This window comes from Bacillus sp. XB1, from assembly GCF_053557995.1.
The window spans coordinates 2,107,999-2,121,432 of sequence record NZ_JBNRIL010000001.1; the positions used below are offsets into that span (position 1 = coordinate 2,107,999).

The 13,434-nt window shown below is 35.1% G+C and carries 17 protein-coding genes, 1 other RNA gene and 1 riboswitch; of the genes, 3 read left to right on the forward strand and 15 right to left on the reverse strand.

Annotated features, from left to right (window positions below; translation table 11 throughout):
* Nucleotide 1: 1 nt before the first annotated feature.
* From ACK1U5_RS10685 to ACK1U5_RS10740, 12 genes are all read right to left on the reverse strand, one after another.
* Nucleotides 2-595 carry a xanthine phosphoribosyltransferase gene (locus tag ACK1U5_RS10685; RefSeq protein WP_000866483.1) on the reverse strand — a complete coding sequence of 198 codons (594 nt, stop codon included), beginning with the start codon at nt 593-595 and terminating at the stop codon, nt 2-4.
* Nucleotides 596-703: 108 nt separating this feature from the next.
* Nucleotides 704-805, reverse strand: a riboswitch (purine riboswitch).
* Nucleotides 806-921: 116 nt separating this feature from the next.
* Entirely contained in the window at nt 922-1,668 is a 747-nt protein-coding gene (locus tag ACK1U5_RS10690; RefSeq protein ID WP_000628415.1) for a type I methionyl aminopeptidase, read from the reverse strand.
* A gap of 157 nt (nt 1,669-1,825) precedes the next feature.
* Nucleotides 1,826-2,299: a GNAT family N-acetyltransferase gene (locus ACK1U5_RS10695; RefSeq protein ID WP_000542516.1), complete on the reverse strand. Its 474-nt coding sequence runs from the start codon at nt 2,297-2,299 to the stop codon at nt 1,826-1,828.
* Between the two features lie 48 nt (nt 2,300-2,347).
* Entirely contained in the window at nt 2,348-3,865 is a 1,518-nt protein-coding gene (gene ypwA, locus ACK1U5_RS10700) for a carboxypeptidase (RefSeq protein ID WP_000215071.1), read from the reverse strand.
* Nucleotides 3,866-3,966: 101 nt separating this feature from the next.
* Entirely contained in the window at nt 3,967-5,904 is a 1,938-nt protein-coding gene (locus ACK1U5_RS10705; RefSeq protein ID WP_000493698.1) for an ATP-dependent DNA helicase, read from the reverse strand.
* 138 nt (nt 5,905-6,042) lie between these two features.
* Complete coding sequence (locus tag ACK1U5_RS10710; protein WP_000368569.1) at nt 6,043-6,225, reverse strand: DUF3921 family protein; 183 nt, start codon at nt 6,223-6,225, stop codon at nt 6,043-6,045.
* Nucleotides 6,226-6,286: 61 nt separating this feature from the next.
* Nucleotides 6,287-7,426 (reverse strand): THUMP domain-containing class I SAM-dependent RNA methyltransferase, encoded by a 1,140-nt coding sequence (locus ACK1U5_RS10715; RefSeq protein ID WP_000521224.1) that lies wholly within the window; start codon nt 7,424-7,426, stop codon nt 6,287-6,289.
* A gap of 180 nt (nt 7,427-7,606) precedes the next feature.
* Nucleotides 7,607-7,997: RNase P RNA component class B (rnpB, locus tag ACK1U5_RS10720), an RNA gene on the reverse strand.
* A gap of 86 nt (nt 7,998-8,083) precedes the next feature.
* On the reverse strand, nt 8,084-8,419 hold the full coding sequence (gpsB, locus tag ACK1U5_RS10725) for a cell division regulator GpsB (RefSeq protein ID WP_000622431.1): 336 nt from the start codon (nt 8,417-8,419) through the stop codon (nt 8,084-8,086).
* Nucleotides 8,420-8,516: 97 nt separating this feature from the next.
* Nucleotides 8,517-9,071, reverse strand: a complete 555-nt coding sequence (locus ACK1U5_RS10730) for a DUF1273 domain-containing protein (protein ID WP_000862913.1) — start codon at nt 9,069-9,071, stop codon at nt 8,517-8,519.
* Between the two features lie 56 nt (nt 9,072-9,127).
* Complete coding sequence (locus ACK1U5_RS10735) at nt 9,128-9,556, reverse strand: CotD family spore coat protein (RefSeq protein ID WP_000546268.1); 429 nt, start codon at nt 9,554-9,556, stop codon at nt 9,128-9,130.
* A gap of 155 nt (nt 9,557-9,711) precedes the next feature.
* On the reverse strand, nt 9,712-10,236 hold the full coding sequence (locus ACK1U5_RS10740; RefSeq protein WP_030024706.1) for a YppG family protein: 525 nt from the start codon (nt 10,234-10,236) through the stop codon (nt 9,712-9,714).
* Between the two features lie 177 nt (nt 10,237-10,413).
* Between ACK1U5_RS10740 and ACK1U5_RS10745 the strand changes: the two genes are divergently transcribed.
* Nucleotides 10,414-10,605 (forward strand): YppF family protein, encoded by a 192-nt coding sequence (locus ACK1U5_RS10745; protein WP_000242652.1) that lies wholly within the window; start codon nt 10,414-10,416, stop codon nt 10,603-10,605.
* 26 nt (nt 10,606-10,631) lie between these two features.
* Here ACK1U5_RS10745 and ACK1U5_RS10750 read toward each other — a convergent pair whose 3' ends face one another.
* Nucleotides 10,632-10,976, reverse strand: coding sequence for a YppE family protein (locus tag ACK1U5_RS10750; RefSeq protein ID WP_000786940.1), 345 nt, complete (start codon nt 10,974-10,976; stop codon nt 10,632-10,634).
* A gap of 15 nt (nt 10,977-10,991) precedes the next feature.
* Nucleotides 10,992-11,234, reverse strand: coding sequence for a hypothetical protein (locus ACK1U5_RS10755; RefSeq protein ID WP_001252036.1), 243 nt, complete (start codon nt 11,232-11,234; stop codon nt 10,992-10,994).
* Between the two features lie 85 nt (nt 11,235-11,319).
* On the opposite strand from ACK1U5_RS10755, the gene ACK1U5_RS10760 reads away from it, so the two are divergent.
* Nucleotides 11,320-11,499: a hypothetical protein gene (locus tag ACK1U5_RS10760; protein WP_001987054.1), complete on the forward strand. Its 180-nt coding sequence runs from the start codon at nt 11,320-11,322 to the stop codon at nt 11,497-11,499.
* Nucleotides 11,500-11,650: 151 nt separating this feature from the next.
* Here ACK1U5_RS10760 and ACK1U5_RS10765 read toward each other — a convergent pair whose 3' ends face one another.
* On the reverse strand, nt 11,651-12,676 hold the full coding sequence (locus tag ACK1U5_RS10765; RefSeq protein WP_448814821.1) for a DUF2515 domain-containing protein: 1,026 nt from the start codon (nt 12,674-12,676) through the stop codon (nt 11,651-11,653).
* Nucleotides 12,677-12,779: 103 nt separating this feature from the next.
* Here ACK1U5_RS10765 and recU point away from each other — a divergent pair, with 103 nt between their 5' ends.
* Nucleotides 12,780-13,382 carry a Holliday junction resolvase RecU gene (recU, locus tag ACK1U5_RS10770; RefSeq protein WP_000155598.1) on the forward strand — a complete coding sequence of 201 codons (603 nt, stop codon included), beginning with the start codon at nt 12,780-12,782 and terminating at the stop codon, nt 13,380-13,382.
* Nucleotides 13,383-13,434 lie beyond the last annotated feature (52 nt).

The window sequence follows — 13,434 nt, forward strand, 5'->3', positions numbered from 1 at the left end:
TTTATTTCACCTCCGCAGTTTCTTGCTGTACAAATGTAACTGTGCCGTTATCAAGTGATGCAATTTCTGCTAGTGATTCAACACGAACGCCTTGTTCACGAAGCTTCTTTCCTCCATCTTGAAATGCTTTTTCAATAACAATTCCAATTCCTGCAATACTCGCTCCGGCTTGCTCTACTAAACTCATTAAACCTAAAGCAGCCTGACCGTTTGCTAAAAAGTCATCGATGATTAATACACGATCATTTTCATCGATATGATTTCGAGATAATGAAATTTCATTTGTTTCTTGTTTTGTAAATGAATATACGTTTGCAACGTACATATTATCTTGTAACGTTAACGATTTACGTTTTCGTGCAAAAATTACTTTTACACCAAGCTCTAATGCAGCCATAACTGCTGGTGCAATGCCTGAAGATTCAATCGTCACGATTTTTGTAATGTTCTCTTCTTTAAAACGTTTAGCAAATTCTTTTCCGATTTCTTGCATAAGTACTGGATCAATTTGATGATTTAAAAAAGCATCTACCTTTAATACGTCACCAGATAAAACCTTTCCTTCGTTCAAAATCTTTTCTTGTAATACTTTCATGTTTGTTCCCCCTCTTATGCAATAAAAAAACTCCAAAAGCCGCCACCACTCGTTACAAGTGAGAGACGCGCTTTTGGAGTTTCGCAAAAAAAGAATGCTAAACAAGCAATTATATTCGTCCTCACTCATAGTCAAAGTATTTACGGTACTTCGGTAGAAACTTGCAGGCCATATCCCCGCGATTATATGAGTGTAGCTAACTATTTATTTTATAGAAGGATTATAACGTACTTTTTATGCTTTGAAAAGCATTTATCAAAAAAACACGTACAAATTTTTAAAAACCACTATCTTTGTTCGAGTTTTGCAAACTCTTTCATTCCCAATTACAACTTCGTTAAAATGATTGGCCCATCTTTTGTAATCGCAATTGTATGCTCATATTGAGCTGATAATTTCCCGTCCATCGTTCGTACAGTCCACCCATTTAAATCTACTTTAGAATATCGCATACCTATATTTACAATCGGTTCAATTGTAATTACCATTCCTTCTTGTAACTGAGGTCCTTGTCCTTGTTTCCCAAAATGAAAAATTGCTGGTTCTTCATGAATCTCTTTACCAATCCCATGTCCCGTAAAGTCTCTTGCGACAGAAAAACCTTCATTTGTTACATAACTTTCAATTGCATAGCCAATGTCTCCTACATGATTACCAATTACCGCCTGATCAATCCCTTTATACAAAGCATTCTCAGCTACTAACAACAACTTTTCTGCTTCATCAGAAACTTTTCCAACTCTATACGTCCAAGCAGAATCTGAAAGCCCCCCATTTAAGTTTACTACCGTGTCAATTGTTACAATATTACCCTCAGTTAAAGGAACATCGGCCGGAAACGCATGACACATTTCATCGTTTACAGATGCACATATCGCATATGGATACCCGTTGTAACCTTTCTGTTCAGATGTGGCACCATGCTTTTTTAAATACATTTCAACAAACGTATCAATCTCTTGTGTCGTTATACCTGGCTTTATCATTTTCGCAATTTCTTTATGACATGAAGCAAGTAATTTTCCAGATTCATGCATCAAATCTATTTCATTTTTCGTTTTAATTGTAATCATACTACCTCTACCTTTCCTTGCTAAACCTACTATTTGCTACTAAACTTCTATCATACACACCCTCTACCAAAATTTCAAAACTCTCAATTACAACAAGTAAACAATATGTATCATATATTTCTAAATCAAAATAAAAAAACAGAAGATTCTCTGTTTTTTAATCACGTTTACATATATAGTTCATTTTCAAGAACTCAAAACAACCACCATTTGTTTTCTGTATAAACGTTCCAACCGCTTCAAATCCCGCCCTTTTATACACTTTTATCGCTCTCTCATTAAATGTCGCTACTGATAGTGTTATATATTTGCATCCGTATTTTTCTTTGCTAAAAGCTAGTCCAGCATTCACGAACTGTAAACCAAATCCATTACCAGTTATATTAGGTCTCATTCCAAGTCCTATATCAACCGTTCCATTATTTATTTTACAAACCGTAAAGAACCCAATGAGAGTACCATTTTCTTTCACAGAAAACACATGATTCCCTCTACTCTCACCCTCTAAAAACTCAGCTAAATCTTCTTCATCTGCCTCTATATCGTAAAAGGAATATTCCCCTTTATAATGCCAGTTATACGCGATTTCCTCCGCTTCTTCTTGCTTCATTACTGTATATGTATACCCCATTCTCTCATCCCCTTTAATAAAAAGAGCTGCAATTAAGCAGCTCTTTTTTTACAACTCATAAATCTCTTTATATTTCGTTTCTAAATAATCTGCTAAGTAATTTGCATTTAGCCCTTCGCCTGTTACATCTTCTAAAATTTCAAGTGGCTTTTTCGTTTTACCATATTGGTGAATATGTTCTGTTAACCATTCACGAATTGGTGTTACGTTTCCTTCTTCTAACAATGCATCAAAGTTCGGAATGTCTTTTAACATTCTTTGCTTAAATTGCGCTGCATACATGTAACCAAGCGCATAAGATGGGAAGTATCCAAATGAGCCACCAGCCCAGTGAACATCTTGCAATACACCTTGCGCATCATTTTCCGGACGAATTCCTAAATATGCTTCCATCTTATCATTCCAAGCTGCTGGTAAGTCCTTCACTTGTAATGTACCATCAAATAATTCTTTCTCTAATTCATAACGCACCATAACATGAAGCGGGTATGTAAGCTCATCTGCTTCTATACGAATGAATGACGGCTTTGATTCGTTAATTGCATCATAAAATTCATCGACTGACATATCATCAAATTGACCATTGCTATACTCTTTTAATAAATCATAATTTTTCTTCCAGAATGATTTATTACGGCCGATAAAGTTCTCAAAGAATAATGATTGTGATTCGTGAATACCCATAGATGTACCACTGCAAAGTGGTGTACCTTCAAATTGTTCTGCAATGTTTTGTTCATATACTGCATGACCACATTCATGAATTGTTCCAAACACAGCCATGCGGAAATCCTTTTCGTCATAGCGTGTCGTAATACGAACATCCCCTCTATTTAATGTAATCTCGAATGGATGTACTGTTTCATCAAGACGACCTGCTTCAAAGTCATAATTCAATTGCTTTAATAGTTCTAATGTAAAGTTCTTTTGTTTTTCTTTTGAAAATTTCTCCGATAAAGCACTTGTTTTTAATCCTTTTTTAGACTCAGAGATTTCTTTTACAAGCGGCACGATGCGCTCACGAAGTTGACCAAATACGTGATCTAAAACTTCTACTGTAATACCTGGCTCATACATGTCTAATAATGTATTGTATTTATATGTTTCGTAACCCCAATATGTAATAAATTTCTTTTTAAATTCAACAATTTTTTCTAAGTACGGGCGGAACATTTCGAAATCAGATTTTTCGCGAGCTTCTTCCCACACACTCTCTGCTTTCGCTTCTAATTTCACATACGCTTCGTATTCCGCTTGTGGAATTTTCTTATTTCTATCATATTCTTTACGACACTCTTCAACCATTTTCTTCGTCGTTTCAGAAAGTTTATCTTCACGTATTAAAGCTTCAAGCTCTGTTAAATAGTTCCCCATCTCATCTGAAGTCGACATGGCAAATACTTCTGATGAAAGCATGCCAATTACTTCTGAACGCTGGTCTACACCTTTTTTAGGCGCCCCTGTTCTCAAGTCCCAAAACATTAAGCTTAATGCTTCTCCGTAATTTTGTATCTTCTTCACGTATGTTAAAAATTGTTTTTCTACTTCATATGTAGCTACTGTCATTGTATAAAAACCTCCTTTTTCTACCTCAAACTTAATTCGACATGAAAATCTAATTTCCTTTTATAATAGAAAAAAAGCTTGGCAAGCGCCAAGCTTTCTCCTTATAATTCTTTACCTTCTACTGGTAGTACGTTTTTCACCGCTTCTATCACTTTCTCATCTTCTGTATCAGATAAGAAGATTGATATAGCACCTTTATCGTCGCTCGTACGAATTAAACGACCAATCCCTTGACGAAGACGTAAAATCATATATGGTACATCTACATCCCAGAACGGGTCATTCACATGTTTACGCTTCGCTTCAAACACGGGATCGTTTGGAGGGAATGGTAATGACCAAATGATAACATGTGATAATGATGAACCAGGAATGTCTAAACCTTCCCATAAATGAACGGCACAAAGTACAGTCTCTTCTTCATTTTGGAAGCGAGAAACGAGCTGACTAATTTCTTGATCCCCTTCATATAGGAACGGAACTGACATTTGTTCTTTACTTACATATTCTTTAAACGCTGCAAGTTCTTGCGTTGTACGGAATAATACAAGTGTACGTCCGTTTGTTTTCTGTATATTTTCAAGTGTATATTGACACTTTCTTTCCCACTCATTTTCTTTCGTATGCGATAGTAAGTTTACTGCCATTTGCTCTTCATAATCAAATGGTGAGGCAACTGAGAATGATAAGTAATCTTTTACCCCTAGGCTATTTGCTGTAAATGCGAATGAATCGTTATTAGATAATGTAGCAGATGAGAAGATATACGGGATTTTCTTCGAGAATACTTTCTCTTGTAATACTTCTTCAACTGCACGTGGCATAATTACTAACGTGAAGGCTCCATCACCTTCTTCACCCCATGTAATTACATTTTTCTCATGCATGAATAGACGAAGTGAATGTTCTAATACATCTAAATGTTCATCAACGATATTTAAATCATACGTATTTACTGTATGCATTTCACTTTCAAATACTAACGCATCACCGACTTCACCAATTTTCGCATAAAGTCGTTTTGCTTCAGCTGTTACTTTTTCTGTCACAGTAATTTCTAAACGATCAGAACCGGCAATTTCTTTTTTGTTTTCTTGTAACACATCAAAGAATCGCTCTGTTTGCCAAATTGTTTCTTCTACTAAATGTGCAAACTCCTCACGAATATCGTTTTGTAGCAATCTCGTTAGTAGTTGCTCCATCATCGTTTGCTTTAAACGATATGTTAAAGCTTTTTGAGCTGCATATTCTACAAGATGTCCTTCATCGAATACAACACAACTACTTTCTGGTAATAATGGAATTTGTCCTTCACGCTTTCGAGCATCGTACGTCCAAATATGATCCATATAAAAATCTTGAGAACAAATAATTAAATCTGCTGCTTTACGATAATGTTCACGAGAAAGAGTTTGACCGCAACGATGACGAGAATCACAAGTGAAGCAATCTTGGAAGTAATCCCAATTTACTTTTGACCATTCTTCGTCATTTAATAGTGGAAATTCTTTTCGGTCACCATAGTGAGTAAAGTTTTGCATCGTACCATGATCAAATACGAATTGTGGTAATTCATAATATACGTCTTCAATTACTTCTGGAGCTCGTCCACTCATAACATCTTCAAGTTTACGTAAGCATAAATAATTATCCATTGATTTTGCAAGCCTTACATCAACAGATAGCCCTAATGCTTCAGATAACTTAGCAATGTCCCCTTCTTCTTTCACAAGCTGCTCAATTAACGTTTCATCTGCACAAGCAATTATAGCTGGTTTTCCAGTATAACGCGCATAGCAAATTGCATATAGAAGATATACAATAGTTTTCCCTGTTCCTACACCCGCTTCTGCGAACATAACTTTCTTTTCTTGGAAAGCACGCTCTAATTGAAACGCCATAAAAATTTGTTCATCACGCTCTTCAAAACCTTTTTCCGGAAGGATGTCGTAAAACACATCTCCAATCCACTCATTCAACTTATCATAAAAATTGTCTTGTTTTCCTACTTCAAATGGTAATCTCTTCTCAGTAAACATCCTTAGCCTCCAACCAAAAAGTTTTTCTATAAAAAGATATAGTAACCGCTACTCATATGTGTGCAGCTACTTTCCCCTGTTGCCATACATATAAATACACGAAAAAAAATTTTCCTTTCGAAAAAGGAAAATTTTCTTCTATATTAATGACTTTAAATACCTTTTATCAATCGCTGTTTCATGTGAAAGAGCTGACAAATATTCTTCTTGTGCTTTTTGTATTTCATCTACAATCGCATCTTGACTATCCACTTCTTTTCCGAGCTCATCATACGTACGGTGAATAGCTTTTTGAATCATTGATAATTGGAAATTATCCATATCACTTCCTCCTTTACGCATTACATAATAGCCAGTATATGCGCGCTGGAGGAGTTTTATACTATGAATTACGCGGTGGACGTTTTCCGAAGTATTGGTAGTAATCTGTACGGATAAATCCGTTAAACAGTTTACGTTTCTTCGATGCATCTTTTCCATAGCACTTCTCAAATGCTTCGTAACTTGTTAATACATACGCTGACCATGTATCTAATGGGCGGAATACTTGTCCCATTTCTTTGTACAATTGTTCAACAAGTGCTTTTTCACTTAAACGTTCTCCGTATGGAGGATTCGTTACAACATAGCCATAATCCTCTTTTGTTGTGAAATCTTTTACTTGCATTTGTTTAAATGTAATTAAATCGCCTAAGCCTACTTCTTCTGCATTATCTTGAGCAACTCGAATCATACGATGATCAATATCTGATCCAATGATTTGTAATCGTTGATCATAGTTCGCTAAATCTTCAGCTTCTTGACGAGCTTCACGCCAGTTTTGTTTACCTACCCAGCCCCACTCGTCAGATGCGAAACCACGGTTAAATCCTGGTGCGATGTTTTGTCCAATTAATGCTGCTTCAATCGGAATTGTACCTGATCCACAGAATGGATCAACAAATGGACGATCTGGCTTCCAGTTTGTTAATTTAATTAAAGACGCAGCTAATGTTTCTTTTAACGGAGCTTCCCCTTGATCCATACGGTATCCACGTTTATGAAGTCCAACACCGCTCGCATCAATTGTTAATGTTGCAATATCCTTGAGCATTGCAATCTCAATACGGAATAATGGACCATCTTCTTCAAACCAAGTTGTACGTTTATATGTTGTTTTTAATTTTTCAACGACAGCTTTTTTAACGATACGTTGGCAATCCGAAACACTGAATAATTCAGATTTTAAAGATTTACCAATAACAGGGAATTCACCATTCTCTGGAATATAATCTCCCCAGTTTAATGCTTTCGTTTTTTCAAATAGCTCATCAAATGTTGTTGCTTTAAATTCGCCAACTTTAATTTTTACACGGTCCGCAGTACGTAACCATAAATTCGTACGACAAATCGCCTTTTCATCTGCTTCAAATGTTACTTTGCTGTTTTCTACTTGACATTCATAACCAAGATCGCGAACTTCTCGGGCAACTAACGCTTCAATACCCATTGCCGCTGTTGCAATTAAAGTAACTTTTCCCATTTGCATTCACCTCTTATGTATATTCAAACAATAATTAATAGCAATTGGTCCTATTAATCATTACATTTTACGAAAAATTTTCTCATTAACCATTTTAACTCATACTTTATAACTTCATACAAATAAAAAGCCCTCCTCTAACAAAGGAGAGCTGAGTTATTTCATAGTTGGTTCATAACGTTCTGTAAGCCATGTTCTGTTCCTTTGTACTACAAACGGCCCACGCCTCGTACTCCGGTGGCAATCATCTATCTACAGGTTATAAAACCTGTCCTTTCCCGTCGTTCATTTCCTTGGAAAAGATTCCCCTACCATTATTTGGGTTTCTCGCTCGTGGGGTTTACCTCGTTCCACTCCTATCATTTCTTCAAGGACTTCGTCACTGTGGCACTTTAAAGGTAGTCAAACCATATCCGAAAGGACTTAGGTTTTTTCCCTGCCGTTAAACCAGCCTTACAGCCAGAATACCCTAGCTTATGAATTGGCTAGGCACGAACACTACAGCCATCTCAGGCCGTGCGAGCATGGACTTTCCTCTACAACGTTGGCGTTGCAGCGATTACCCAAACGTTATGACATCCATTAGTATAGTGGAAACAAAAAGATTTTGCAACGTTTTTTTCTATGTAAAATGCTTAAACCTTTTCCCACCTTACATCATTCGTATAACTTACTTCCAAATACAGCTTTTTCTAAGTTAGATAAGCGTTTTAAAATATCCGTATTCGTGTTGTTATAAACTGGTTGTGCAACTGGTGTTTGTACAGGTTGTTGTGGAACTTGCGTTACTGCTAGTTTTTGTTCCTCTAATTCACGCTTTAAACGAGCATTTTGTTGCTTTAATTGCTCAAACTCTTTGTGGAAAGCTTCATAGTCTTTAATGATCATATCAAGAAACTTGTCTACTTCTTCTTGCTGATAACCTCTCATACCTGTTTTAAATTCTTTTTCTAAAATATCTTTCGCTGTTAATTTAATTTTATCCGAAATCATTTTCTTCACCTCAAATTTTTACCAAAACTTTCATTAACTAAATTTTTTCAGAAACAATGCTTTTTGTCAATCATATATACGAGTACTATATTACATATTACTCTGCATTATTCCACTGTTCCTCTTCTATTATATCTTGTAAATCAGAAAAAAGAATGAAATAACTGTGATAATTTTCTATTTCTCCTTTTTTCTTTGCTGCTTCTACAATATATTTGGGACTTCCTGGTTTTTCTTCATCGTATACCGCTAAAAGCGCATCACTTTTTTCAATAAAAAAGTGATTTTTTAATTTAAATTGCTCTGGACTTTCATACTTCCGTTTCGTGATACTATCAACATGGTCTGCTTGAGAAAGGATAAATTCATAATATTCACGATTATCTTCTTTCCAATTTTCTTCTTGTTCTAAAAACGGAGTGAATACCGCTAATTTTAAATCTGGATATTCTACTTGCATTTCAAAAACAACTTCAGCAGCCCATAATTCTACACCTAATTGGCCACTTATTATAACCCACTCTAAACCATCTTCTACAAAATTGGTTAATTTACGGTGTAACGCTTTCTTTATACACTCCACCCCTGGATGATCATTTTTAAATATTCCAAGTTCAAATGGCTTATATCCTGTTACTGCAATAACTTTCATATCAACACTCCAATTACAAAAAAAGAACTAGCATTTCGCTAGTTCTAACATATCATTTACTTTTTAAACATTCCACCAACGTTTGGTCCGATATTTGGACCGAATGGTGATACGTTTGGTCCAATATTCGGTCCGAATGGTGATACGTTTGGTCCAAACGGAGATACATTTGGTCCTGGACCAAATGGTGATACGTGATGTCCATGATGTCCATGATGTCCATGGCCACACGGTCCACATCCGCCGCCGAATCCTGGGTCGATTGGGTCCACAACATTTACATTTGAATTTGTTTGCGGGAAGAAGTTTTGGTTTTTAATTTGTTGATGATGTACATGTGTTGTATGTGTTGGGAAAATGTGTGGCACCACCGTTGTTGAAAAAGAGTGTGTTACGCATTGTTTCGTCGGATGAATGACAGGAGCAGTCGTACAAATAGGTCCTGTAGGCTTATGCCCTCCAAAGCAAGGATGACAATGATGCATAGTTTTTTCTCTCCTCTCTCGTTAAAAAAATCTGATTACACTTTACAGTATGAGAAAAGAGAGAAAGCCGTTTGTTATATATACCCATTTATTACAAGGAAATTTGTCTAGTCCTTTATTTCATTTACATTGTTTTTATAGACAATCCTTCAACATCACTTACCAAAAAAGCCTCCAACTTGCTTTACAATACCTGTCACTTGATTCATCGCATTCATCATTTGTCCAGCTGTATTCATCATTTTATTTACATCATAGTTACCATCTGATGTTTTAAATTGAGAAACAAAACTAGAAAACTGGCTTGGCTGTTGTTGCTTTTGCTTACCCTGCGTCGGGTACGGTTGTTTTGGTGGATAAAACATCGCTTGTTGATTAGCATACGGCGATGGTGGTGGCATATAATATTGCGAATTCATATAAGGCTGCTGCTGTGGTTGATTCATGTATGGTTGCTGAGCTTGTGATTGTTGAACTTGATTCACATAAGGTTGCTGCTGTTGTGGTTGTTGAGCTTGATTCATAAAGGACACTTCAAACGGTTGATAATAATTTTGATTTCCATAATAAGGCTCGAAAGGATACATATTATACCGTAAATATGTATCCGTATTATATTGGTACATATTTTGCTGTGCATATGGATTCGTTTGCTGATATACGTTAGGTTGTTGAAACATGCATTCTCTCCTCCTTCACATAAGTTTCTACATATATAATATGTACCTATAAAATAATATGTGTGATGGAATATATGTCTATTTTTGTCGGAAGTTTAAATTTTTAAAAAATTAAAAAAGAAAACCCTTCCATGCTATGATAATTAAGAAGAAGATTCTCATGGGGGAGGAATCAACATGGTATTAGGGGATTTAAAACAAGCGTTTTCTCAAAAAAAGGGGTATTGCACAGAGAATGCAAATGAATTATTAGACTTTGCGAGACATTGGTATCTCGAAGGAAAAATATGCATATCAGATTATCGAACATTAATAAAAGAATTAGAAATAAACGGCGCAACAAAACCTACAACAATGACAGAAGCATAAAAATAACAAGAGGGCTCTCCCTCTTGTTATTTACATTGCTCAACTATATTTTGCAAAGTATACGAAATGGCTTGGTGTGTTTCAAAGAATCGTTTACCTTTACCTTTATTTACAAAGCATTGCAACACATTCGTTTGTAAATTATCGTATACTTGATCAATTTGCTGTACATGTATATACTTTGGCTTTTCTTCTTTAATCCACGTATAAGCTAGTTCTTTCCACTTCTTTAATTCCTCATCTACCATATCTACAAACGGTTTCATATCCTTATAAAAGTCGTATTCAGTTAGTTCTCTTTTTTTTACATTCGCTTCATTATTATACTGCATGAGTTTTTCTGAAGACTGTATTAATGCTTCATTCTTCATTTCTTTCCCACCTTATTATGCACTCACTACGACGTTTTGAAATGTCTTCACCCAATTCCCTTTTTCTTCGTGATGCACTAATTTATTTTCCATATGTTCAATATGCATTTCTGTTATTTCTATCTTATTACATATTTTTTCACTCGCATCCTTTAATGCATGATTCATTCTAATCCCTATATTCATTTCCAGCAAATCGAGAGAACTTAACATTTGATCCATTTTTTTCATTACATCTTCCTTCTGAACCATCGCCATATACAAAACGCCTCCTTCTTTGCTTTTCCTTTGTCATGTAATTTCGCCGAATGATTCACCACTCCTGCCCACATGACAAAACTAGTTGTTATTCGTCAAAGAAATCATTTCGTATGTCATTTATAGAAATGGTAACAATACAAAAAGGAGGTGTATTACAATGGCAAAGAACAAAAATGAAAAAAAGAAAAACCAAAACAAACAACAAAATAAACCCGAGACTGGCAATCCAAAGCTAGATGGTCCAAACTTCCCTGCTACATAAAGCGAGACTTTATTACGAACATTTAAATTTCAAATCATCCTTAATCTCCTACTAGCATTACGTTTTGAAATTAAAGTTGTAGCACGCATAGCAGGATTTTTTCAAATTAAGAAGTCCCGTCTTCAAAATGGAAGACGGGACTTCTTTTTTATTATATCATGAACTCATCGATCCTTTTAGCAAAACGGTTTACGATAGATAGCCTATAGATTTGTTCTCTCTTTCTTCTATACCATTCTGTTATATTAACTTCCCCTTTAGGTTCTTCAAGTACAAATAGCACATTCATTTTCATATTTGCACAAAACCAATCTCTCATTTTTATTTCTCCATGTAAAATAACAGGATAAATATCTCTAAGTGTTGGCGTATAAGACTTTCGAGTTTCCTTTGCGTAAACTTCATAATCTTCTCTAGACCCAGTATGTGTAGTTTGCAGTGCAAACTTATAAAACGAACCATTATAAATTGGATGAAACAATAACCATGCTAATTTTTTTCCTAGTTCTATACGCTTTTGTAACGTTTCAAATTGATAAACCGAAAACCCATACATTCTCCCTTCAATTGTTGGGAAGATAACTGCACTAATATGAAGTCTTTCTTGTACTTTAAAAAGTGCAGTATGGAATACATGTTTTTTAAAATATGTGTTCTCAATGACTGGTTTTTGAATTTTATTTTGTTCATTTATAATAAGCGCTGTCATAAGTCTATTCATATCTCTTCTTTCCCAGAAAAGTAACCATTCTTTTTCCATAAAAATTGATACATTGAAGTATTGCAACAAATGAAAGAGAGGTGCATGTCTCTTCTTACTTTCCTCATACAATAATAGCTGAGGAAATGCATCTAAAAAAATAATCCAATTAGCCTGTTCGTACAGAAGAAATAAATATTTTTTTACCGTTCTAGGTAAAACAGTAGCATAATATCTCCCTTCTAAATCAGTCATATTCCAGCCCGCATTTCTCGAAACCATACTCGCTAAAAAGGCCCACCTGATTTCACTATTTCTTAAATAATATTCTTGATAAGATTGTGTCCGAGAAATATTGTCCACATTAGCTATTTCTGTTTTCTTTTTAATATTGTGAATGATTGCTTTTTCTTCCTCTATACAAAAATTTTTTTCTCGATTTTGTTTAATTTTCATATAATCATTCCATGTAAACATAAATAAGTCATCATACCTTTCATCAAAAAGGTCACATCTTTTTTCATTTTTTGATATAATCACCTTTGTAAGTAATTCTTAGCAAGTTGGGGGTGGACACACTATGACCATTCGTTACCCAAATGGAAAAAGGTATAATCAAGCTTCACAACCTCAAAAAACACCTATAAAAACACATACTTATAGTAATAGAGGTATGTCCCTTGAAGAGGAATTGAATGAAACAAATCAATATTACTTAACCCATAATATTGCATGTGTACATAAAAAGCCTACACCTCTTCAAATTGTAAAAGTAGATTACCCCGCTCGAAGTGCTGCAGTGGTAAAAGAAGCGTATTTTAAACAACCTTCTACAACAGATTACAACGGTGTATACAAAGGGAAATACATCGATTTTGAAGCAAAGGAAACCAAAAATAAAACTAGTTTCCCACTTCAAAACTTCCACCTTCATCAAATTGAACATATGAAGCAAGTGGTTGCTCATAATGGAATTGCATTTGTTATTATTAAATTTACACTTTTTGATGAATTTTATTTACTAGATGCAAAACATATTATTGCATTTTGGAATCGTCAAAATACTGGTGGACGCAAGTCGATTACGAAAGAAGAAATAGAAGAGCATGGATCCTTATTATCATGCGGTTATCACCCTCGGATTGACTATATCCGTGTACTAGACATGGTTTATTTTTCGTGATAGAGTCATCACTAAGGCTCTTTTTTCGACTTTTGGGGGAGAGAATGAAAGG